Source organism: Pseudovibrio axinellae (assembly GCF_900110875.1).
In the GTDB taxonomy this organism is placed as follows: domain Bacteria; phylum Pseudomonadota; class Alphaproteobacteria; order Rhizobiales; family Stappiaceae; genus Pseudovibrio; species Pseudovibrio axinellae.
The window spans coordinates 19,297-38,707 of record NZ_FOFM01000003.1 but is presented as its reverse complement, the minus strand read 5'-3'; the positions used below and the strand labels follow the sequence as shown (position 1 = coordinate 38,707).

The 19,411-nt window shown below is 52.6% G+C and carries 19 protein-coding genes; 8 read left to right on the top strand and 11 right to left on the bottom strand.

The features are described 5' to 3' along the window. Positions 1–36: 36 nt before the first annotated feature. Genes BMZ51_RS08655 through BMZ51_RS08625 form a run of 7 tightly spaced genes read right to left on the bottom strand, consistent with a single transcriptional unit; the run spans position 37 to position 6,588 of the window. Positions 37–822 carry an SDR family NAD(P)-dependent oxidoreductase gene (locus tag BMZ51_RS08655; RefSeq protein ID WP_068000683.1) on the bottom strand — a complete coding sequence of 262 codons (786 nt, stop codon included), beginning with the start codon at positions 820–822 and terminating at the stop codon, positions 37–39. A gap of 1 nt (position 823) precedes the next feature. After that, complete coding sequence (locus BMZ51_RS08650; RefSeq protein WP_068000685.1) at positions 824–1,918, bottom strand: NAD(P)/FAD-dependent oxidoreductase; 1,095 nt, start codon at positions 1,916–1,918, stop codon at positions 824–826. Then, positions 1,915–3,336, bottom strand: coding sequence for an NAD(P)/FAD-dependent oxidoreductase (locus BMZ51_RS08645; protein ID WP_068000688.1), 1,422 nt, complete (start codon positions 3,334–3,336; stop codon positions 1,915–1,917). Before BMZ51_RS08645 ends, BMZ51_RS08650 begins: the two co-directional genes overlap by 4 nt. Further along, positions 3,333–3,629: a (2Fe-2S)-binding protein gene (locus BMZ51_RS08640; protein ID WP_068000691.1), complete on the bottom strand. Its 297-nt coding sequence runs from the start codon at positions 3,627–3,629 to the stop codon at positions 3,333–3,335. The genes BMZ51_RS08645 and BMZ51_RS08640 overlap by 4 nt, the downstream gene beginning before the upstream one ends. Further along, positions 3,626–4,525, bottom strand: coding sequence for a dihydrodipicolinate synthase family protein (locus BMZ51_RS08635; RefSeq protein WP_068000695.1), 900 nt, complete (start codon positions 4,523–4,525; stop codon positions 3,626–3,628). Before BMZ51_RS08635 ends, BMZ51_RS08640 begins: the two co-directional genes overlap by 4 nt. A 12-nt stretch (positions 4,526–4,537) precedes the next feature. Then, positions 4,538–5,425 (bottom strand): SMP-30/gluconolactonase/LRE family protein, encoded by an 888-nt coding sequence (locus BMZ51_RS08630; RefSeq protein WP_082825535.1) that lies wholly within the window; start codon positions 5,423–5,425, stop codon positions 4,538–4,540. After that, positions 5,422–6,588 carry a CaiB/BaiF CoA transferase family protein gene (locus BMZ51_RS08625; RefSeq protein WP_068000698.1) on the bottom strand — a complete coding sequence of 389 codons (1,167 nt, stop codon included), beginning with the start codon at positions 6,586–6,588 and terminating at the stop codon, positions 5,422–5,424. Before BMZ51_RS08625 ends, BMZ51_RS08630 begins: the two co-directional genes overlap by 4 nt. A 120-nt stretch (positions 6,589–6,708) precedes the next feature. Between BMZ51_RS08625 and BMZ51_RS08620 the strand changes: the two genes are divergently transcribed. After that, the gene (locus BMZ51_RS08620) at positions 6,709–8,055 is read left to right on the top strand and encodes an aspartate aminotransferase family protein (protein ID WP_068000700.1); all 1,347 of its coding nucleotides are present in this window, start codon (positions 6,709–6,711) and stop codon (positions 8,053–8,055) included. Beyond that, positions 8,052–8,930 carry a beta-keto acid cleavage family enzyme gene (locus BMZ51_RS08615; RefSeq protein WP_068000703.1) on the top strand — a complete coding sequence of 293 codons (879 nt, stop codon included), beginning with the start codon at positions 8,052–8,054 and terminating at the stop codon, positions 8,928–8,930. The genes BMZ51_RS08620 and BMZ51_RS08615 overlap by 4 nt, the downstream gene beginning before the upstream one ends. A 15-nt stretch (positions 8,931–8,945) precedes the next feature. On the opposite strand, the gene BMZ51_RS08610 is transcribed toward BMZ51_RS08615, so the two are convergent. Continuing rightward, positions 8,946–9,737, bottom strand: a complete 792-nt coding sequence (locus tag BMZ51_RS08610; protein ID WP_074881966.1) for an IclR family transcriptional regulator — start codon at positions 9,735–9,737, stop codon at positions 8,946–8,948. Between the two features lie 176 nt (positions 9,738–9,913). Between BMZ51_RS08610 and BMZ51_RS08605 the strand changes: the two genes are divergently transcribed. Together BMZ51_RS08605 and BMZ51_RS08600 are read left to right on the top strand one after the other, a co-directional pair. Then, a complete protein-coding gene (locus BMZ51_RS08605; protein WP_068000706.1) occupies positions 9,914–10,519 on the top strand; it encodes a dioxygenase family protein in 606 nt (201 codons plus the stop codon). Between the two features lie 15 nt (positions 10,520–10,534). Then, positions 10,535–11,212, top strand: coding sequence for a dioxygenase family protein (locus BMZ51_RS08600; RefSeq protein ID WP_203416109.1), 678 nt, complete (start codon positions 10,535–10,537; stop codon positions 11,210–11,212). A gap of 55 nt (positions 11,213–11,267) precedes the next feature. Here BMZ51_RS08600 and BMZ51_RS08595 read toward each other — a convergent pair whose 3' ends face one another. From BMZ51_RS08595 to mntR, 3 genes are all read right to left on the bottom strand, one after another. After that, positions 11,268–12,344, bottom strand: a complete 1,077-nt coding sequence (locus BMZ51_RS08595; protein ID WP_068000712.1) for an alpha/beta hydrolase — start codon at positions 12,342–12,344, stop codon at positions 11,268–11,270. Positions 12,345–13,192: 848 nt separating this feature from the next. Continuing rightward, positions 13,193–13,759, bottom strand: coding sequence for a DUF1993 domain-containing protein (locus tag BMZ51_RS08590; RefSeq protein WP_068000715.1), 567 nt, complete (start codon positions 13,757–13,759; stop codon positions 13,193–13,195). 712 nt (positions 13,760–14,471) lie between these two features. Continuing rightward, positions 14,472–14,957 carry a manganese-binding transcriptional regulator MntR gene (mntR, locus tag BMZ51_RS08585; RefSeq protein WP_082825536.1) on the bottom strand — a complete coding sequence of 162 codons (486 nt, stop codon included), beginning with the start codon at positions 14,955–14,957 and terminating at the stop codon, positions 14,472–14,474. A gap of 130 nt (positions 14,958–15,087) precedes the next feature. On the opposite strand from mntR, the gene BMZ51_RS08580 reads away from it, so the two are divergent. The 4 genes from BMZ51_RS08580 to phnE are packed head-to-tail and all read left to right on the top strand — an operon-like array spanning position 15,088 to position 19,365. Beyond that, the gene (locus BMZ51_RS08580; protein ID WP_068000718.1) at positions 15,088–16,941 is read left to right on the top strand and encodes a cytochrome c peroxidase; all 1,854 of its coding nucleotides are present in this window, start codon (positions 15,088–15,090) and stop codon (positions 16,939–16,941) included. Beyond that, the gene (locus BMZ51_RS08575) at positions 16,941–17,831 is read left to right on the top strand and encodes a phosphate/phosphite/phosphonate ABC transporter substrate-binding protein (RefSeq protein ID WP_074881963.1); all 891 of its coding nucleotides are present in this window, start codon (positions 16,941–16,943) and stop codon (positions 17,829–17,831) included. The genes BMZ51_RS08580 and BMZ51_RS08575 overlap by 1 nt, the downstream gene beginning before the upstream one ends. After that, complete coding sequence (locus tag BMZ51_RS08570) at positions 17,828–18,622, top strand: phosphonate ABC transporter ATP-binding protein (protein ID WP_068000721.1); 795 nt, start codon at positions 17,828–17,830, stop codon at positions 18,620–18,622. Before BMZ51_RS08575 ends, BMZ51_RS08570 begins: the two co-directional genes overlap by 4 nt. Further along, positions 18,622–19,365, top strand: coding sequence for a phosphonate ABC transporter, permease protein PhnE (phnE, locus tag BMZ51_RS08565; RefSeq protein WP_068000724.1), 744 nt, complete (start codon positions 18,622–18,624; stop codon positions 19,363–19,365). The genes BMZ51_RS08570 and phnE overlap by 1 nt, the downstream gene beginning before the upstream one ends. The last annotated feature ends 46 nt before the right edge of the window (positions 19,366–19,411 follow it).

Here is a 19,411-nt window from a genome sequence, read left to right as displayed (position 1 = left end):
AAAGGTTTATTGTCAATTGCTAAGAACATACCACAGTCAAAAACGACCACAGTCAACCTTCATTTTATCGCCCGTAATGGCTGAGGATAGATCTGAAGCATAAAAGAGTGCAGCGCGTGCGACCTCTTGCGGTGTAACCCAGCGCTTGAGCGCAGCCACATCTGTATAGTTTTCTTTTTCAATCTCATGAACAGGTCGTCCTTCGGCTGCTGAGCGGCGCTCAAGAATACGATCCATGTTTTCTCCAGACACTGCGCCCGGCATCAGTGCGTTGACACGCACGCCCACGGCACCCAGCTCTCTGGCCATCGTTTCTGTAATGCCGATGAGTGCAAACTTTGAAGCAACATAGGCAGAGCGCATGGGGTATCCCTGAATCCCCATTAGTGAGGACATGTTAATGATCGAGCCAGAGCCCTGCTCACTCATAATCTTTGCAGCTTCTTGAAGGCAAAACATTGCTCCAACCAGATTGATGTTCATCGTTTCAACCCAGGCCTTCATGTCCACATCTGCAACGCAAGCAATAGGGCCGGGACCACCAGCGTTATTTAGAAGCACATCAACCTTGCCAGTGATCTGTTTGGCTTGTGCGAACAGGTCAATCACCTGTGCCTGATCAGAAACATCGCAGGCAATTGCATGACCGCCAATTTCCTTTGCAACACGCTGTAGCGGCTCAAGGCGGCGCCCCGTCACGACGACGGTTGCGCCTGCATCAGCAAAAACACGCGCCGCCGCTTCTCCAATACCACTTCCTCCCCCAGTGATGACAGCAAGTTTTCCATCCAGACGCACGTGGTCTACTGAGATTGAGCTCATGTTAATCCTCACTATAACTTCTTGCAGGATCAAAGAGCGGCAGTTCCGGCTCTCTGCCCAGTATAAAATCACCCATTAATTCGCTGATGTAGGGGCCAATTGTGTAGCCTCCCCGCACACAGCCCAGCACATAGGCATCCTCGATACCCGGCAACGGGCCTGCGAGCGGGTAGAAATCTGGTGTGTTCGCCTCAAAGCCTGTCCAGCTGCGCAGGATGCGGGCGCGTGCCAGCTCGGGCAGCGCGTATTGTGCCAGCGCTAAATTTGACTGCAAACTTTCAGCGTTTACCTGGCCCCGCCCCTGTTGCGGGCTCCCTTTGCCTTGCCAGCCGCCACCAATAAGAATGCTCCCATTGCTTTTTTGCTTCATGGTCAAAAGGCCTGTGGCATGTCCAATCACCGATTTTGTCAGTTCTGGCATTCGCTCTGTGACAGAAACTGTGTTCACACGCGCTCTTACAGGCAGGTCCACACCCAGAAGGGATGCGATGGGTTTTAGCCAGGCACCCGCCGCCAAAAGCAACCGCTTGGCCTCTACTGTGCCCTGAGGTGTTTTCAGGCAGAAAAGGCCGTTTGCGCGGGAGATAGCTTCAACCGGGCACTGCTCACGGTAAGGAATGTCAGCCTCTTGCAGTTTGGAGCGGTAGTACTGCCCGGTCAAAGACGAATTGGCATATCCATCTTCGGGGCAATAACTTGCTGCAACAACGCGGTGAGCAAGGTGAGGCTCCGCGTTTTGCAGTTCAGCTTGAGAGACAAAACGGATGGGGGCGCCAGCATCGGCTTTCTGCTTTTGGCGTTCAAATAAGAGCTCGGCTTCCCGCTGCGTAAATGCAAGTGTGTAACCTCCGGTCCTTTTAAACCCGACCGCCTCGCCCATTTTCGCCCAGCGATGATGACCTGCGATAGCGTAGGGCATCAGCTTCACTCGTTTGATTTGCAGGCTAAGCGTGCCGGCATTTACACCAGAGGCCCCTTGGCCCAAGTCCCCTTTCTCCAAAAGGAAGCAGTTTAGTCCTCCGCCTGCCATCCTCAGGGCTGAGGCGCAGCCCATAATTCCCCCACCAACAATGGCAATATCGAAACATGATGTCATAGCGGTGCTGGCCTTGGAATTGGCAGATCAGAATACTTAAAAGTGCCCGCCAGTGCATCAACTGGGACTGGTCTGAGAGGAGGACGCGGTGTTGGCGGGCCGATTTCCGCCTCATCCTGATTGACTTCAGCCGCAATCAGACGAGCTATAGCCAGTTGACAATATTTGCCTCCACACGGCCCCATGCCTGCCCGCAGTCCAGACTTAACAGCGCTGGTGCTTTGCGCACCGCTTGCCACTTCTTCCAAAACCTCTTCGCGCTTTATGCTTTCACAGCGGCACATGATGGTTTGAGAGGTTGAGAGCTTGTTCAGGCCTTTGCGCGGGATGCTCAAAGAGCTCATAGCCAACCCAAAACGCGCGGCCTTGTGGTAACTCCGCAAAAGTGCGGGTCTTTGCTTGGCCGCATCTTTTCCCAGATAAGATGCAGCAGAAAGGCCCGCGAGCGCGCCATGGATCTCAGCTGCCGCAGCACCGCGAATTCCGGCCATATCTCCGCAGACAAAAAGACCCGGCTCAGCCGTCCTGCCATCTTCTTTTACCTCTGGCACCCAGCCCCCTAAGGCTGGTGCATGGATCAAGGGAAGGCCTGCCAGTTGTGCTGCTTCAACTGATGGGACAAGCCCATTTCCCAGACATAGGCTATCAGCCTGCAAGGACAATGTTTCGCCAATTGGAGACCAGTCTTGATCAAGGGCTTGAATGGAGACGAATTCCGGCTCGCGCTGACCATACACTCTGCTTACCGCATGGCGCCAATAGATCGGGACACCGGCCAGTTTCAAGTCTGCGATCCAGCGCAGACCGCGCATCAAAAGGCCCGGTTTTGAGAGCATAGCTGGCAGGGCGTTCAGCCACTCTCCAAAGCTGTTGGGTGTGATGACGGCCTTTACTTTTCCTCCAAGGCGGCGAATTTCGCTTGCAGCAAAAAACACAAGTGGACCACTGCCAGAAACAATGGTTGCACCAGCTGGAACCTGAAGTTCCTGTTTCAATAAAGCAGTTGCACCGGCAAGGCCGATCACGCCCGGTGTTGTCCAGCCCGGCACCGGCTGCACATACTCCTGAGCCCCTGCCGCTAAAATAAGCGTCTTTGCTGTTATGGTCTCGTTTTTGCCACCACTTACGCAGTAAAGCATCCAGTTCGCGTCATCGCGCTCTATCTGCCAAACACGGGTATCACCTTTGTGCTCAATACAAGCAGTTGCAACAGACGTGCGTAGCGCATCACCTGCAACACTCTCGCTCGTTTTAGGTGCAGATAAGATGGCAGAGCTTTTGGCACGCCATACCTGCCCACCAACGGCAGGTTGCTCATCGAGCAAGACAACAGACAAACCACACTCACTCACTTTTAGCGCTGCATTTGCTCCTGCAGGTCCACTGCCCAGTACTGCGGTGTCGTAGATTTTTGTCATGAGCGAGCATCCAAAGATGTGACCTTGAGGCCGCTGCTCACTGTGGTCCGGCAACTTTCCACCACCCGCCCATCAACGCGCACCGTGCATTCCTGACAAAGGCCCATGCAGCAAAACATACCCCTTGCTGCCCCGTCATTGGGCGCTTGGCGCAGGCGTTGGCGGCCATTGCGCTGAACTGCAACCGCAACACTCTCCCCCACATGGCCGAGCATTGGCTCACCATCGAAGTAAAAAGTCACTTGTTCAGAGCGTTTAATGGCGCTGGACTGGTCAGGAACAAGCCTGATCATAGGTAGCTGATCCCCAGTTGGTCAAAGCTGCGTTTAATCCTATCAATGTCGGCAGGTGTTGCAGCCATGACCGGATCGCGTGGCACGCCAGCAGGCTGACCGATCAGATTGAGCGCGGCTTTGAATGATGCGGGCCATGTGGCTGTCCCCATCAACAGCTCATACAAAACCGTAAGCTGGTAATGCGCATGACGATACGTGTGCTCTGGTGCTCCAGCTGCAACTTTTGCCATGTGAGAGGGCATGAGGTCTGTGAACTCTGGACCCGTGGCGATAAAGCCTTTCGCCCCCAAACCAAAGGCAGGCATAATGTAATGACACGGCCCCGTCATAACGGAGATCTTTTCACCCAGACGTGCGAGCAGGTGGGTGTGATGGAAGAAGTCACGTTGAGATTCTTTAATACCGATGATGTTGTGGCTGTTATGAAGGCGCTCAATCTGATCAACGGTCAAAGAAAAGCCCATGCGGCGGGGCGAGTTATAAAGCACCAATGGCAGTTTGGTTGCTGCGCTGACCTGATCAAAACGGTTCATCAATTCTGCATCTGTGGCTTTAAGCACATAGGTTTGCGGCATTGAAAGCAAAGCATCTGCCCCGTTTTCCTCCGCTGCATTGATGTAGGCCACCGACGCCTCTATTGTTGGGGCAGAGATACCAGCCATCACATTGACGCGGCCTTTGGAGCAGTCCTTTGCAAGGCGAACCAGACGCCCCCTTTCTAAAGCAGACAGTGCCCAGCTTTCCCCGTTATCGCCTGCAATACATATGGAACTGGCTCCACGGCTGATCAGGAATTCAAACAGATCCGCAAAGGCATCCTCCATAATCTCACCACGCTCGTTAAAGGGCGTTGCGATGGCGGGAACATACCCGTGCAGGTCTTCTTTTTTCATAGTCTGGCTCCGTTAATCGGGAAGGAGAACATCGAAGACGCAGCCGAACTGGGCGTCAACAATCATAAGTCGGTTGGTCTCTTGAGGGTGAAACGCCACTGAAGTGGTCCACAATCCCTTTGGCAGGTGCACCAAAGCATGCAGGTCGCCCAGCGGAGTAAAGATATAAGCGCGCCCGGCCTGTGCCTGCGCCACGGCAAGCAAGCCCTTTGCGTTGGTAGCAAGGCCATCTGGCCCCAACCCACCTGACAGCTGGAGGTAGGTGCCAACCATCGGCTTACCTGTCTTTGGCAGATTGCTGGAAAGCTTGAGCACTTGATTGGCACGGGTTGCAGCCACATAAACCCACGCTCCATCGGGAGAAAGGCATACACCGTTGGAATAAGGCACGCAGTCAGCGACCAGTTGAACGCTACCACCCACGGGAAGGCAAAAGAGCCTGCCTGCTGGATCGCTCAAACTGGTGCGGCCACTATCAGTGAACCACAGCGTCCCATCAGACCCGAAGCACATATCAGAAAGACCCAGAAACTCTTCAGAGCCGTATCCCGCACTCAAGACAGTAAATCTGTCATAGCTGGTCAGCTCAATTAAGCCGTGGCGATAATCAACCGCAATAAGCCGCCCATCAGGGGCAATTCGCATAGAGTGCAGCTCACCATCGATGTGGTGCATCAGCTGCCATGTGCCCAGCGGACTGACTTTAAACACCCGACCGTATGGCACATCACAAAGCCAGAGGTTTTCTTCATCATCAAAGAAAGCCCCTTCTAAAAAAGAATGCATTTGCATGCCGGGACGCGTCATCTGCGCCCATTTCGAGGGTTCGCCCTTGTGTTTGAGCCCTTTAGGAAGTTCAAATCGCGGCCTTGCTGTGAGGACATGCTTTGGTCCGATCATTGCACAACACCACTCGCTTTCAGCAGCTCAATACGGCTGGAATCAAGGCCTAGCTCCGTCAAGACCTGATGACTGTGCTGCCCCAGTGTCGGCGGCGCTGTGTGTAAACGCGGCCCTCCTTCACTCATTTGGAATGGAGCAATGGGAAGCTGAAGGTTTTCATCCTCTGGTGAGGGCACAAAATAGCCGCGCTGTGCAAGCTGTGTGGCTTTTACAGCCTCATCCAGCTCGATGATTTCTTCAGCTGGAACATCATAGTGGCGAAACAGTTTCACCCACTCCTGGGCATCTTTGGCCAATAGAATGGGCGCAAGATGGGCAGTAATCTGGGTAGAACGGCTCCATATATCCTCCCAGTTATGAATATCTGAGAGAAACCAGGCGGAGATGCCATTGTCGTCAAAGCATCGTTTCAGCTTGCCATATTGGCTGGGCGTAAACGCACCAAGCATGATACGGCCCCCGGAGGTCTCATAGGCGCTGATACCTGCTTCACGGACCTTAGCGCATTTGGTGGAGTGAAGGGCAGCAGAGGCTTCTGGTGCCATCAATGTCATTGCCACTTCCAACATACTTGCGGAAATATGCGTCCCCGTGCCTGTGCGAACACGTTGCAGTAACGCTGCCAGAATAGCAAAACTGGCCGAATAACCTGCTGCATAATCCACGACGGAAACGCCGGGTTTTACTCCGCCACTTTGAGCGATAAGACCGCTGGTTGCCTGAATGGTATTGTCATAGGCCCCCTTATCCGCTTTTTCCCCTGTCGCGCCATAACCGGACATGGAGCAATAAACCAAACGCGGGTTCAGTTTACTAACGATTGCATAACTGAGCCCCAGCTCATCCAAAACGCCCGTGGAGTAATTTTCGATCAAAACATCCGCCGTTGAAAGCAGCTGTAGGAGGATCTCCCGACCTTCTGGCTGAAAAATATCGAGAGCAAGAGAGCGTTTATTGCCTCCCTGAACTTGGTAGTTGAGGCCTAGTCCTTTTGAGTTCAGCGCTGCATCCGGGCCGCGTCCACGCGCGCAATCAGGGTTTTGCGGGGTCTCAATCTTAATGGTGTCGGCGCCTAGCAATGCGAGCTGGTACCCGCAGAAAGGCCCAGCCAACACGTGGGTCATTTCGATAACTCTCAGGTCATCCAAAGCGGATTGCATAGCGGGTCTCTATAGTTTCAATGTCCAAGCGAATTCGCCTTGATCTCTGCTTGTTTGTCTAATATACAAAACACTGTTTGATATATTAGTCAAGTAAGCGCAGTATCAAGGCGGCGAACTATGAGCCATATCCTACACAGAGACCTGACAACCCCTCTCCCTGTTGCAGTTGGGGGACAAGGCAATACGCTGATTGATGAAAATGGGAATCGGTTTTTAGATGCCTGCGGCGGTGCTGCTGTGTCTTGTTTGGGACATGACAACGCTTTTGTACGCGAAGCGCTAAAGCGCCAGATTGATCGCCTCGCCTTTGCCCATACAGGCAGCTTTACCAATGAACCTGCAGAGCAACTAGCTGATTTCCTTGTCAGTAAAGCACCGGCTGGTACAGGCGAAGGCCGCGTTATGTACCTAGGCAGCGGCTCAGAAGCTATGGAGGCCGCACTCAAGCTTGCCCGTCAGTATCACCTGGAAAATGATGAGCCTAGCCGCACGCAAGTCATCGCGCGCGCGCCCAGTTATCACGGTAACACCCTAGGCGCTCTTGCTGTCGGCGGGCATGCGGGACGCAGAGCCCCATTTGCGCCGCTCTTGATGGATGTTCAGCATATTGATACTCCCTATGCCTATCGCATGCAGAAGGAGGGAGAAACTGAGGCGCAGTTCTCGCTTCGCATGGCGAACCTGTTGGAAGACAAAATCCTTGAGCTTGGCCCCCAAAACGTTGCTGCCTTTGTTGCGGAGCCCGTTGTGGGTGCCTCCCTTGGCACTCAACCTGCGCCAAAGGGGTACTTCAAGCGTATTCGCGAAATCTGCAATGCGCACGGGGTTCTATATATCGCTGATGAAGTCATGTGCGGAATGGGTCGTACCGGCACTTACTTCGCACTGGAGCAAGAAGGTATCCACGCTGATATAACCACCATGGCGAAAGGTCTTGGTGCGGGATACCAACCCATTGCAGCCGTACTTGCAGCCCAAAATGTCATCGATAAGATCGCCATGAACAGTGGACGCCTCTGGAATGGTCATACCTATATGTCTCATGCCATTACAACCGCAGGGTCCCTTGCTGTCCTGACCTATATTGAACAAAACAAATTGCTCGCAAATGTGCGTGCTCGCGGCGAACAGCTCGAGCTCTCTCTCATGGCTCGCCTTGAGGACCACCCAAATGTGGGCAACATCCGCGGACGCGGTCTGTTCTGGAGTGTTGAGCTTGTGAAAAAGCGGGCAACCAAAGAGCCGTTTGCAGCTTCCCTTGGTCTTGCGCCCAAAATTCAGAGGTCTGCAATGGATGCCGGGCTGATGCTCTACCCTGCCCAAGGCTGCGCTGATGGAACCAGTGGGGACCACGTGTTGCTGGCACCAAGCTATACCTCTCCCCCCGAAGAGATTGACGAGATCGTTCGCATGACTGGCGATGTCATTGAAATGGAACTTGGAAAACTGGGGGCTTTGACATGAATGAAGGCAAGACAATTCTCACCGCTGCTGTCACGGGAAACCTGACACGCCTTGACCAAAACCCCAACCTGCCCATCACCCCAGAGCAGATTGCATGTGCTGCACTGGATGCTGCAAAGGCTGGCGCATCCATCGTGCATTTACATGTACGTGACCCCAAGTCGGGTAAGGGTTCCATGCGAATGGACCTGTATGAGGAGCTCGTGGACCGCATTCGCACGGTCAACGAAAATGTCATCCTCAACCTGACCACCGGAGAAGGCGGCCGCTTTGTTCCCTCAACACAAAACCCGCAAGTAGCAGCGGAGGGATCGACCCTTTGCCGCCCGGAAGCGCGCGTTGCTCATGTGGAGCGGCTGAGGCCTGAAGTATGCACACTGGACTTCAACACCATGTGGTCTGGTCAGGCCAGTGTCATAAATACTCCGCAAAACCTTGAAGTGATGGCAGAGCGAATTTACGCTGCACACGTGAAGCCAGAAATAGAGATCTTCGACAGCGGGGACCTGCACATGGTCAAACACTTTCTAAAAAAGGGTTTTTTGAAAGGCCGCTTGATGATGCAGCTGGTTCTTGGCGTACGCTTTGGTGCAGTCGCAAACCCGCAGACTATGGCCTATCTTGTCAGTCAGCTGCCAGAGGGAGCAGTTTGGTCAGCGTTTGGCATTGGCCGTATGGCATTCCCCATGCTTGCGCAGTCGTTCCTGTTAGGCGGTCACGTGCGTATTGGCATGGAAGACACGGTTCAGATCCGCGATGGAGAGCTTTGCAGCTCCAACGCTCAACTGGTCGAAAAGGCCGTGTCCATCGTCGACAGCCTTGGGGGCGCGATCGCTACTCCAAATGAAGCGCGCACTATTCTTGAGATCGGGTAAGGCAGCGGTATGTTGTTATTTCTGGCCACCATATCCCAGCTCTCGCGAGATTTGCAGAGCAGCGTTCTGGACTGCTGGAAGGTAAAAGCTGTCAATGCGGTCAAAGTCGAAACCGCTGTCAGGACCAGAAATATTAACGCACGCGACAATCGCATTGGTGTTGTCTTTGACTGGCACTGCCACACTGGACCCACCTGGATCACGGAAACCGCGAGAAATAATGTAGCCGGTTTCCTTCGCGGTTTTCACGCGTTCATACAGCACTTGCCAGGTTGCTGGCGTATGCTCTGTGACCGGATCCAGCGCCTGCCCTTCACAGAAGGCCTTGATGTCTTCTTCACCCATGTCGCCCAAGAGGCACCACCCAATCGCAGAGGCATAGGCGCGTTGCCGGGTGCCGGTCACCATGTTGCTGACAAAGCCAGTGCGCGCCTGATGCGAGCCCAGGTAAAGCACATCTTGCCCTTCCAACACGGACAGGTGGGCGCTGATACCAACTTCATCACGCAGAGCCGCCAGATGGGGGCGTGCGATAGACGTGATCGGTTGCTGATTGAGATAAGCGAAACCAAGGTTCAATACCCGTGCGCCCAGCGTGTACGTATTCTTCAGCTCAGCATCCTTGATAAACTCCATCTCGCGCAGAGTGTAAACAAGGCGGAATGCAGAGGACCGGCTGATCTCAAGCGCGCGGGCAATATCACTCAGCGACATAGGTTCGTGCGCAGCCGCCAGGATCTCAAGGACACGAAGTCCGCGATGCAGTCCGGGTACAAAATAGACAGCATGGTTGGGAGATTGGGCCATTTGGTTGGAACCTTCTCACTTTTGGTGAACATACTTCCGAAAACTGGGTTCTGTCTTTTGGATCAAAATATCTACGAAAACAGTTAGTTAAAGCAGTTTAATTGAATCGGGCTAAACGCAAATACGCTGAGATCGTTTTATATACAAAACAAATTAAATGCAACGGAGGAATTTTAATGTCAGCGAATGACAAACAAAATATGCTCTTTCCAACCAATGAGGACACGGTTGGTCCCTACTTTCCTATCTATTTTCGTGATGAGCGTCTGGAGGACCTGACCAGCATTCACCCCGGCCTCATTGTTGCGCCTGAGGGGAAGCACATCATCTTGCGCGGGCGTGTTCTTGATCGTCATGGCGACTTGGCGAACGGTGTTGTCATGGAATTTTGGCAGGCCAACGCCAAAGGTGTTTACCGCACGCCCGCCCACGCAGATAACCCGGATCTCGATCCGTGGTTTAATGGTTACGGGCGTTTGCGCTCAAAAGCTGGTGAGTACTCGTTCCGTACCATTTTCCCGGGTTCTTCAAAGGGCCGAGCACCGAACATAACACTCACGATCTTTTCTGACGGTATTAACCGCGTGGTCACGCAGGTCTTTTTTGAAGATGCTGAAGGCAACGATACAGACTCCCTGCTTTCGTCCCTTTCTGAGGAAGACAAGCCGAAGCTGATTGCCCGTCATGATGGCCGCACGGCGGATGGGGCAGAGGTATACCTGCTCGATATTATCATGGCAGGCGATCAAGAAACCCCGTTTTTTGACGACCTGGTGAGCTAAGGGGAGTGAGAGCTTATGACTATGACATTACAAGGCAGGCTGTTGGAAGTTGGCCCAACTGATAACACCTCTGACCAAAGAACCCCACGCAAACGCCTGCGTTTGATCCCGCAAGCTGCGCGTGAAAGCTTTGTGCCTTATATCCCGCAGCAGGCAGTAACACGCCAAGGCGAAAACGACCTGACACGGATCGCGCCGGGTGCACCACGAGCACAAGGCACGCCTATTGAAGTGTCTGGCCGGGTTTGTACGCAAACCGGGCAGCCTGTGCGCCATGCGCTTTTGGAAATATGGAACGCCAACATGTTTGGTCGCTATACCCATATTGAGGATCACTCCGGCATTCAGCTGGATCCAAATTTCCTCGGGTTGGGGCGTGTGACTACCGATGACGAGGGAAGGTATACTTTCTGGACCATCAGCCCCGGTGCCTACCTTGCCCGCCCGGACATTGGCCGCTACCGACCAAAGCACATCCATATCTCGCTGAGTGGGGGATCATCTCGCTTGATTACCCAGATGTACTTTCCAGGTGAAGAAAACAACGCGACCGACCCCATGGCGACCTTGATGGGTGATGCTTTTGAGCGCAACGTCGGGCAGGTTTATGAAACGCCCCATATCGACGTGCATCATGGATACCGTTTCGACATTGTCGTCGGCGGGCGGAACGCTACATTTTTTGAAGATTAAACCGGGGAATGCCATAAGGGTTTTGGGGGAGAAATCCCCCAATATGTGCTGATGGTCAGGTGCAGATCACCTGATCTTGCTCGTTCTGATCCCAGTCCAGACTATTTAAAAACTCAAGTATCCGCTTGTTTTTGTAGGCAATCACAGCTTGCGGCCTTGCTTTGCCTGTTTGCTTAAGCCACCGCAAAAAGCCAAGGTTCATGGTGAGTTCGTGGAAGTTCAAATGCTTTGTTTCTGGTACGGTCACACAGATGTGTCGGTGCTCGGCACTGTCGCGGATGTAGTCAGCGTTTGAGCTCGTATTATCCTGACTGTACATCATCAGGTACGGCACATAAATGGGGACAGAGGTTTGTGTTCCGTACATGCCGCCATAGATATTAACCACGCCAACTGAACGGTCGTGGAATTTTGTAAACTCTGTAGCGACCGCCCCTCCGAGTGATTGCCCTGCAAGGGCCACCGGTAGCTTTCGAGGGACCTCGCTCCTCCAATTGGGTATGGACTGAAGAAGTTCATCCAAATGCTCTGTCAAATAAGCGATATCCGAGCTTCTTTGGGAGGTGATCTGATTTGTATTTTCAGCCTTTGAGTAATAGGTCCGCGATAGCTCAGCTTTGCTCACTCCACTCGCTTGCTGAATACTTGCGCTCAGCTGGGCGTCTTCCTTTCTCTGCTCCTTTGATGTCTTTTGCCTGAGCCCTGTAAGTTCTTGCAATTGCTCTTCGTGCTCAACAGCAATTGCTATGTAACCATGGCTGGCCAGATGCTCCATCAAGTGGGTGCTTTCAGAGGCGAAGGATATAAGGCCATGGCTATAGATCACAACCCTTGGAGTGTCGTTGGTCTCAGCACTATCAAGACTGCTAAACGTATGAGTTTGATAGCGATTTTGGTAGCGAATGACGCCGCGCATTATCAGCGGCAGGTCTTTGCGACCTTGCAGTTGTTGCCACAAGCGTTCAGGGTATGCAGCCTCTTTTGCAGGCATGGCCGGGTACCATATTTTTACGAATAGCTTCCGCCCCATTACCTTTGAACCAATCCTTGAAGGTCGGCTCATATCCGTTTTGGAGAGGCTGATTGATCCCACTTTATATGGGCCTTCTGGAACCGAAATAGCTTTGAGCATTGCAGCCTACCTCTCCTAATGGGTTTGGGGCAGTCTCTAAGTTTTTGAGCAACAAGTTGAAGGATCTGACGGGCCTGCACAGCAACTAAGATATTTGAATACGCTAAGGCAGAAGAGCATCATACGTGTAAGAGAGCCCCTGCCAACGCCAAAAAACTGCGTCGATGCCAATTTTGGGCGAAACTCATCGCCCGAGCGCCTTGGGTCGCCCTCTTTCGCCCGGTGCAGCTTATGAACCAACGGCGCGATCAGGCGTGTATCAGCCTGCACCGAGCGCGGAAACGCTCTGCGGGGCGGCTCTGATATTTTGTTTATTTACTTGATGATAGCACTAGATGAGAGCACGCTTGACACCACCGAAAGTTGGCGTCGTTTTACCGGCCAAAGCAAGAAAACTATGCAAGGTCCCCACCCTCTTTGCCAAGAGCTGGGCTTCGGTCAAACTTTAGTGACTACGGCCATTGTTCCACCTCATGACGTCTTAAAACGCTGATTTCATGCAGAAGGGTAGGACTCTTTATCCATTCTTGCCAATCACTCTGGCCTGCCTACATGACCGGAATGCGGACTTACCTGCCGTTCGCTGAGCGCAGAAATCTAGGTCAATAGTAAGCCACTGCTAGCACGGCGGGCTACAAGTAGCCATTCAGGTGGCTCTATTGTGGGTTGAATTAGCTCATCCGGTGCCTTCACGATATCTCGTAACTCTGCACTTAAACTACTCAGGTGGCTTAAGTCAGAGCTGCTAGCGTCTACCTGTGGGATGAAAAAGAGCTTCACCCTAGAAAGACACGGAAATAACCCTGAGCCAACAAGCTCTAGACTTTTCTACTCTACCCACATCATCATCAATTCTGCGGCATTGTTCCGGGGCGAAGATAAGCGAACATGTGCGGCACGTAATCAGCTTTTCCGAGTTCAATCTTCTGACTTCGAAGAATTGCGTAAGCCGTCATCAGGTGAAAGTAGAATTGGGCCAGCGCCCAGTCCCGCGCGTATTGTTCACCTGTCATGTCAAAAATCATACCTGTGGGAAGCTCAAGCGACATCTGCCGTTCCGCACCAGCATCAAGCGTGTTTATATCAAGGGCATTAAGAAACGCGAGAGTTTCACTAATCCGGCTTTGAGCATCTGCGATTGAACCCGGTTGTTCTGCTGCATTCTGACCATCGGCGGCCATTTGTTCTAATGCGCCCGACACGGGTTCACCTCTAAGTCGGTATGTCGCTTCCTGAGCTTGGAAGCAGGCAAAACTAACTTGAGACGATAAGGGATACATATCAGGTGCAAGCCGTGCAGATAACAAAGCCTCGGCTTCTGCTTGCGGCAATTGCTTTTGTGCCTTATCGAGCCAACCTGAAAGCCCTCGTAGCATTTGAGCGTAGGTGGGTATAAGGACGTTGGTTAGCTGCATTGGTACGGTCTCTCATTTTTCAAAGTTATTTGAGTTAACACTATCGGGTGATTCCTAAGTTATGAGCAAGGATCGCTCATGTTGGCTGAGATCTGCGCTAACGTATGAACTTAGGGAGTGATATTTTCCTCCAGGGAGTCATTGTTGCAGTCTACTGTTTTTCGACTGCTGCTTTGGCTGCTCACCTAAAATACGGTACACAGCGAGCATTCAGGGTAATGCTTTTTTCAGATTAGACCCTTCAGGGTGAAACTTTATTAGAGGTGGTTTAATTTCTCTAGACAAGACGCGCGCCATCTCTAAGTGAGGCGGTCGCAATCAGTTCGCAACTTGCCTTAGACGTAGCAAATCACTCGTAGAGTATGTCATGCGTCTGTCCGAAGCGCTGACAAGCGCCTTGTCCGCAGACAAAACTAGCTGGCGTAGCATAGAAATTCCCGTGACAGGGCGAATGTCCGGTTTGGTCACCAAGCGACTTATTTCACCCGCGAGGAACTGGGAGCTGTTGAACGTCAGTAATGGGTTCTTCGCTATCATCCGTTAACACCCAAAAAATGTATCTGAGAGCAGGTGTACTCTGGCGGATATATTGCCTTTTATTGGGCATCTTGTGCAGGCTGTCTTTGCTGTTTGGGGGGGCTTGTCAGTAGGAGAGATTGTTACTCTCCCACACTGGGCCACTGATGCCTTTAAAGCCGGTCGGTTTTGGAGTTTACGGTTTGCTCGGGCTTTGGGTGAACGACTCGAAGGCAGCAAGGGTTTCTTTGCTGACGTGGTGCTCAATACCTTCTGCATCGTGTTCTGCAATGGACTCTTTAATGCCGAGGGCTTTTAGAAAGTTGACCACGATGCGATGCCGCTTGCGGCAGATTTCGGCAAGTGCTTTTCCCTCATCCGTCAGGAATACCGAGCGGTAAGGCGCGTGGATCACCAGGCCATCTCGCTTTAGTCGTGCAAGGTTCTTTGTCACTGTGGGTTGAGAGACACCAAGTCTTTCTGCAATCTCAACGGGGCGGGCCTCCCCATGCTCCACAATTAGTTCTGCAATGAGCTCCACATAATCCTCCGCCATTTCACTTTGATGCGCGCGGCGAACCGATTCAAATCGCTCAGCCTGCGAACCTGCTGTGCTGTCAGCACCTTCAGAAGCTTGTGAAACGAGAGACGAACTAGAGATCTCGGGAGTTTTTTGGGTCATGCACTATGAAACTTTAAAAGTGTTTTTCTCCAAACCATTATACCGCGTCCTTTTAGGCTTGACAATTTCATAGCACTAGCAACAATACTTAGCCAAAGCTAACTTTATAAGACTCAGGATACTTTATCAAATGCGCTCCTTTCTATTAGCCTTATGGCTGTGCCTATTGCCAGGCATGGTTCAGGCAACAGCTTTAAAAGAGGCACCGTGGCTTCCCGAAGCGGCGGCCTATCGACTTTCATTATTCATGGGTAACCTTTCGCCGGTGCCGTGGAACAAGCTGCGCGACAGTTGGGAGCAACCTGCGCCGGGAGCCGCGCCTGCTACGCCTGCTTTTGAGTTGATCTCAGCTCCGCAACGCGATGCGGTTGATGCTGCGTTGAAGGCAGAGGACAGGCAAGCTTTCTTCCAGGCTGTGACCCGCGTCATCGCAGAACAAATGCTTGAGAGCTTGAATGCCTCTGAGGCTGCTCTGGGAACGGCTGAAGCACGCCAGCACATGTTAAACGCACAGGGCTTTTACCGGGCCTTTGCAGACGGCATTCAGGCTGGAGACAAGAAGGCATTTTCACGTCTTGGTCTTGCATGGCTTGAAATGTCATCGGCTTTGGGGACTGAAGGCCTTTTGGGTGCAGGAAAAAATGCGGCCAATCCAGCTCAGTTTAAGCAGGCGAAAGCCACCATTGCTGAGTATGTGCTTGCGAACTACGGTACAAAATCATTTTCAAACAGAGCCAAACTCACGCCTATTCCTGAAAGCGTCGTGAAATCTGGTCAGCCCGTTGCTTTGCCAGTAACGTTGCCACCGGGCTCTAACATTGCAAACCAGAAACAGCTGCCGTTGCTGGTGCTCCAGTTTGAAAGCGCGGGCGGTGACGAAACCGAACTGCCGCTGGTTGCCTATGGTGACATGCTCTTTGACAGCCCAGAAATTTTCGGTAGCCCTGCCCGTGATCTGGGAATGACGTGCTCCACTTGTCACAACCGCAGTGATGTAAACCGTGAACTCTTTATTCCCGGACTAAGCAGTCATGCTGGCGGACTGGACGTGGATGGCGCCTTCTTTGCTCCCATGTTTAATGATCGCAGGGATGATCACATCGACACACCAAGCCTTCGCGGTATTCGGTTCACAGCGCCTTATGGCCGCGATGGGCGGGAAGCAAGCCTGCGTCGCTTTACACGCAATGTGATTGTGACTGAGTTTGCCGGTGCTGAGCCGACACCTTATATGCTCGATGCGCTCATGGCCTATATGAGAGAGTTTGACTTTCTTCCCAACAGCAAGATTGACCGCCAGGGACGCCTCACAGAACAAGCTTCTGCCGCGGCGATGCGTGGGGAGAGCCTATTCAACCAGCCATTTGACGGTATGAATGGTAAGTCCTGTGCCAGTTGCCACGTTCCAGAACAAAATTTCCGCAACGGGCAGATTTACGATATTGGCTCAGATGAACCACCATTCCCAGGTGGTACCCCGATGGCGTTTGACGTGCCGACACTGCGCAGCGCAAAGTTTTCGGCCCCGTATTTTCACGATGGATCTCTTCCAACCCTTGCACGCGTCGTTGACTGGTTCAACACGACAAAGGATCTTGGACTTGATGAAAACGCCCGTGCTGACCTGACCGCCTATCTTGAGGCAGTGGGCGATGCAGACGAACCCTATCAGGTATTCGAAGGAAAAGAGACCGAGTTCCGCCTTGCTTTTGACGAGCTAACCACGTTTGCAACCACGCTTAATACGCTGCTTCCGATGAAAGATAAGGCCAATATAAAGGTCCTCGTCGAAACAGTGGCACCAGACCTGAAAGCGGATGCTTCTACTATGAAAAACCTCTCTGCAAAGTCAGAGGTCTACCAGCTGGCGAACTTGCTTCATGCCGTTGGAATAGCTGTTGCAAATGACAAATGGGCGGATGCAGACGCAAACTGGCAGGCCTTCCAAGCACTGCAGAATGAAGTTGACGAGAGGATGTACTGATGGGAAGCCGTCGTAATTTTGTAAAAGGCGCGGTTGCTGCCCTCATCATGGCAGCTGGAACATTCTCCAGCTCTTTGTTTGCTGCTCAGCACTCTCAAGCAGATGAGCTGAAGCTGGCCTTTATTCCGCAGGAGAACCCGGAAAAGCTGCTGGGGGACATTAAGGTGATCACAAAGTGGCTGAGCGATCAGACCGGCGTTGAGGTGAAAGGCTTCGTGACCATTGACCATGCAGCGGCTGTTGAGGCCCTGCGCAATGGTGATGCCGATATCTCCTTTATGGGAGCGCTTCCTTTCGTGCTGGCTGAAAAGGAAATCGGGGCGAAGCCTCTACTTTCAGAAATCTACAAGGGCGCTGCGAGCTATACAGGGCGTATCTTTGTACGCAAGGATAGCGGGATTAAATCCCTTGCAGATTTGAAGGGTAAGACAATTGCCTTTGCAGACCCCATTTCTGAATCTGGTTACATGTACCCGCTCAACCTGTTTGTAGAAGCTGGGCTGTTTGCAGAGCCTAGTGATGCTGGCAATTTCTTTGACCGCAGCTACTTTGCAGGCGGGTACCAGCAAAGCATGCAGGCGATGGCAGCTGGCCTTGTTGACGCTGCTGGCTCCAGCCAATATGCAGACTTGCTGCTCACTCCGCAGCAGCAGTCTGAAGTGATTTCTATTGCGGAATCAGAGCCAATTCCAAGCCACATGGTCATTGCCCGCAATGGTCTTGACGCTGGCCTTGAAGCCAAGTTTGTTGAGGCTATGCTTGCACTCAACACCGCAGAAAATAAGCAGTACCTCGCCTACATCTACGGCCCTGAAGGCTATGTTAAATCCAACACTGATGATTATGACGGAGTTCGTGCACTCGCCCGCCGTTACGGACTGATGAAATGACAACAAAAACTCGGCAGCATCCAGCAGTCACTCTCTCTTCTGTCTCGCACCAATATAGTGGAGCGAGACAGGCGACGCTGGATGCTGTCTCTTTAACGATCCCCAAACGGGAAAGGGTCGCCTTGATTGGGCCATCGGGGGCAGGCAAATCCAGTTTGCTTGCCCTTTTGGATGGGCGGCTTGCAAGCTGGACGGGTCAGGCCAGTGTGCTTGGTAAGACTGTGCTGCCGGGGCAAAAGCTGAGCAGAGCACACCGTGCTGACATCGGCTTTGTCTTTCAAGAATTTGCCCTCATCGAGCGCGCAAGTGTGTGGCAAAATGTGCTCAATGGCCGTTTAGGCCGCATGGGTACCCTCGCCTCCCTAATGGGCAGGTTTAGCGTTGAGGATGAGCGGGCTGTGACGCAAGCCCTTGAAGACGTGGATTTGATTGACCTTACAGAGCGCCGTACCGACCAGCTTTCTGGAGGTCAACGTCAGCGCGTGGCGATTGCCCGCTGCCTTGCCCAGGAACCAAAGCTCATTTTAGCAGATGAGCCAATCAGTAACCTTGACCCGATGCGTGCGGAGGCTGTGCTGCAATTGCTCACATCCCTTGCAGCCAAACGAGATATCACTGTGATCTTCAGCAGTCACCAACCAGAACTTGCGAGCAAATTCGCAGACCGTATTCTCAGCCTTGCAGATGGCAAGATCATCGTTGATCGTCCGACTAGCGAGCTCACCTCTCTTGATATGCGCGTTCTGTATCAGGCAAGCGAACAGCCTCAGCTGCTGAGGAAAATAGGCTGATGCGCGGGTTTCCTCTCACACTTGCGCTTGTTGCAGTGGTTATCTGGTCTGGCGTCAGCGCAGATATTGACCTGAGCAAGCTGGTAAGTTCCGGCGTACGCATGGGTGATTTCCTAAGCCGAATGTACCCGCCAAACTTCTCTGTCTGGCCAGAAGTGCAAAAAGGCCTGCTGGAAACACTCAGGATCGCCATTCTTGGGACACTCGGTTCAGTCTTCATCTCAACCTTTTTGGGCGTCCTCGCGGCGCAGACTTTGATGCCTGCCGCAGTTTACAGACCGGTTCGCTCCCTTCTGGCTTTGATTCGCTCCATCCCCTTGATCCTCGTCGCAATGTTGATGGTTGGTGCTGTGGGGCTTGGTCCGCTACCTGGTATCTTGGCGATCACATTTCATGCCACGGGTATGCTTGCAAAATTTTATGCAGAAGCAATTGATGATGTTCAACCGGCCCCCGTTCTTGCTCTCGACAGCATGGGCGCTTCTGGTTTGCAGAGGTTGAAGTTCGGGATCTGGCCGCAAATGGCGCCGGTCATCCTGCGCGATACCATCTTCCGCTTTGAGTTGAACCTGCGGGAAAGCCTTGTGCTGGGTGTTGTTGGTGCGGGGGGCGTTGGTTTTTACATCCAGACCTATGTCCGCTCCTTTCAATACGACAAGGCAGCCACTGTTGCGATTGTGATTGCTGTGCTGATTGTCCTGATCGAGCTTATCAATTCAGCTATCCGGCGAAAGTTCTCGTGACCCAAGATCCCATTTGACGGCGCCCGCACCTACGGACCTCGTGGCG

Excerpts from the sequence above, each read along its gene's own strand:
- BMZ51_RS08655 (WP_068000683.1), bottom strand. The coding sequence starts at position 822 with ATGAGCTCAATCTCAGTAGACCACGTGCGTCTGGATGGAAAACTTGCT.
- BMZ51_RS08650 (WP_068000685.1), bottom strand. The coding sequence starts at position 1,918 with ATGACATCATGTTTCGATATTGCCATTGTTGGTGGGGGAATTATGGGC.
- BMZ51_RS08645 (WP_068000688.1), bottom strand. The coding sequence starts at position 3,336 with ATGACAAAAATCTACGACACCGCAGTACTGGGCAGTGGACCTGCAGGA.
- BMZ51_RS08640 (WP_068000691.1), bottom strand. The coding sequence starts at position 3,629 with ATGATCAGGCTTGTTCCTGACCAGTCCAGCGCCATTAAACGCTCTGAA.
- BMZ51_RS08635 (WP_068000695.1), bottom strand. The coding sequence starts at position 4,525 with ATGAAAAAAGAAGACCTGCACGGGTATGTTCCCGCCATCGCAACGCCC.
- BMZ51_RS08630 (WP_082825535.1), bottom strand. The coding sequence starts at position 5,425 with ATGATCGGACCAAAGCATGTCCTCACAGCAAGGCCGCGATTTGAACTT.
- BMZ51_RS08625 (WP_068000698.1), bottom strand. The coding sequence starts at position 6,588 with ATGCAATCCGCTTTGGATGACCTGAGAGTTATCGAAATGACCCACGTG.
- BMZ51_RS08620 (WP_068000700.1), top strand. The coding sequence starts at position 6,709 with ATGAGCCATATCCTACACAGAGACCTGACAACCCCTCTCCCTGTTGCA.
- BMZ51_RS08615 (WP_068000703.1), top strand. The coding sequence starts at position 8,052 with ATGAATGAAGGCAAGACAATTCTCACCGCTGCTGTCACGGGAAACCTG.
- BMZ51_RS08610 (WP_074881966.1), bottom strand. The coding sequence starts at position 9,737 with ATGGCCCAATCTCCCAACCATGCTGTCTATTTTGTACCCGGACTGCAT.
- BMZ51_RS08605 (WP_068000706.1), top strand. The coding sequence starts at position 9,914 with ATGTCAGCGAATGACAAACAAAATATGCTCTTTCCAACCAATGAGGAC.
- BMZ51_RS08600 (WP_203416109.1), top strand. The coding sequence starts at position 10,535 with ATGACTATGACATTACAAGGCAGGCTGTTGGAAGTTGGCCCAACTGAT.
- BMZ51_RS08595 (WP_068000712.1), bottom strand. The coding sequence starts at position 12,344 with ATGCTCAAAGCTATTTCGGTTCCAGAAGGCCCATATAAAGTGGGATCA.
- BMZ51_RS08590 (WP_068000715.1), bottom strand. The coding sequence starts at position 13,759 with ATGCAGCTAACCAACGTCCTTATACCCACCTACGCTCAAATGCTACGA.
- mntR (WP_082825536.1), bottom strand. The coding sequence starts at position 14,957 with ATGACCCAAAAAACTCCCGAGATCTCTAGTTCGTCTCTCGTTTCACAA.
- BMZ51_RS08580 (WP_068000718.1), top strand. The coding sequence starts at position 15,088 with ATGCGCTCCTTTCTATTAGCCTTATGGCTGTGCCTATTGCCAGGCATG.
- BMZ51_RS08575 (WP_074881963.1), top strand. The coding sequence starts at position 16,941 with ATGGGAAGCCGTCGTAATTTTGTAAAAGGCGCGGTTGCTGCCCTCATC.
- BMZ51_RS08570 (WP_068000721.1), top strand. The coding sequence starts at position 17,828 with ATGACAACAAAAACTCGGCAGCATCCAGCAGTCACTCTCTCTTCTGTC.
- phnE (WP_068000724.1), top strand. The coding sequence starts at position 18,622 with ATGCGCGGGTTTCCTCTCACACTTGCGCTTGTTGCAGTGGTTATCTGG.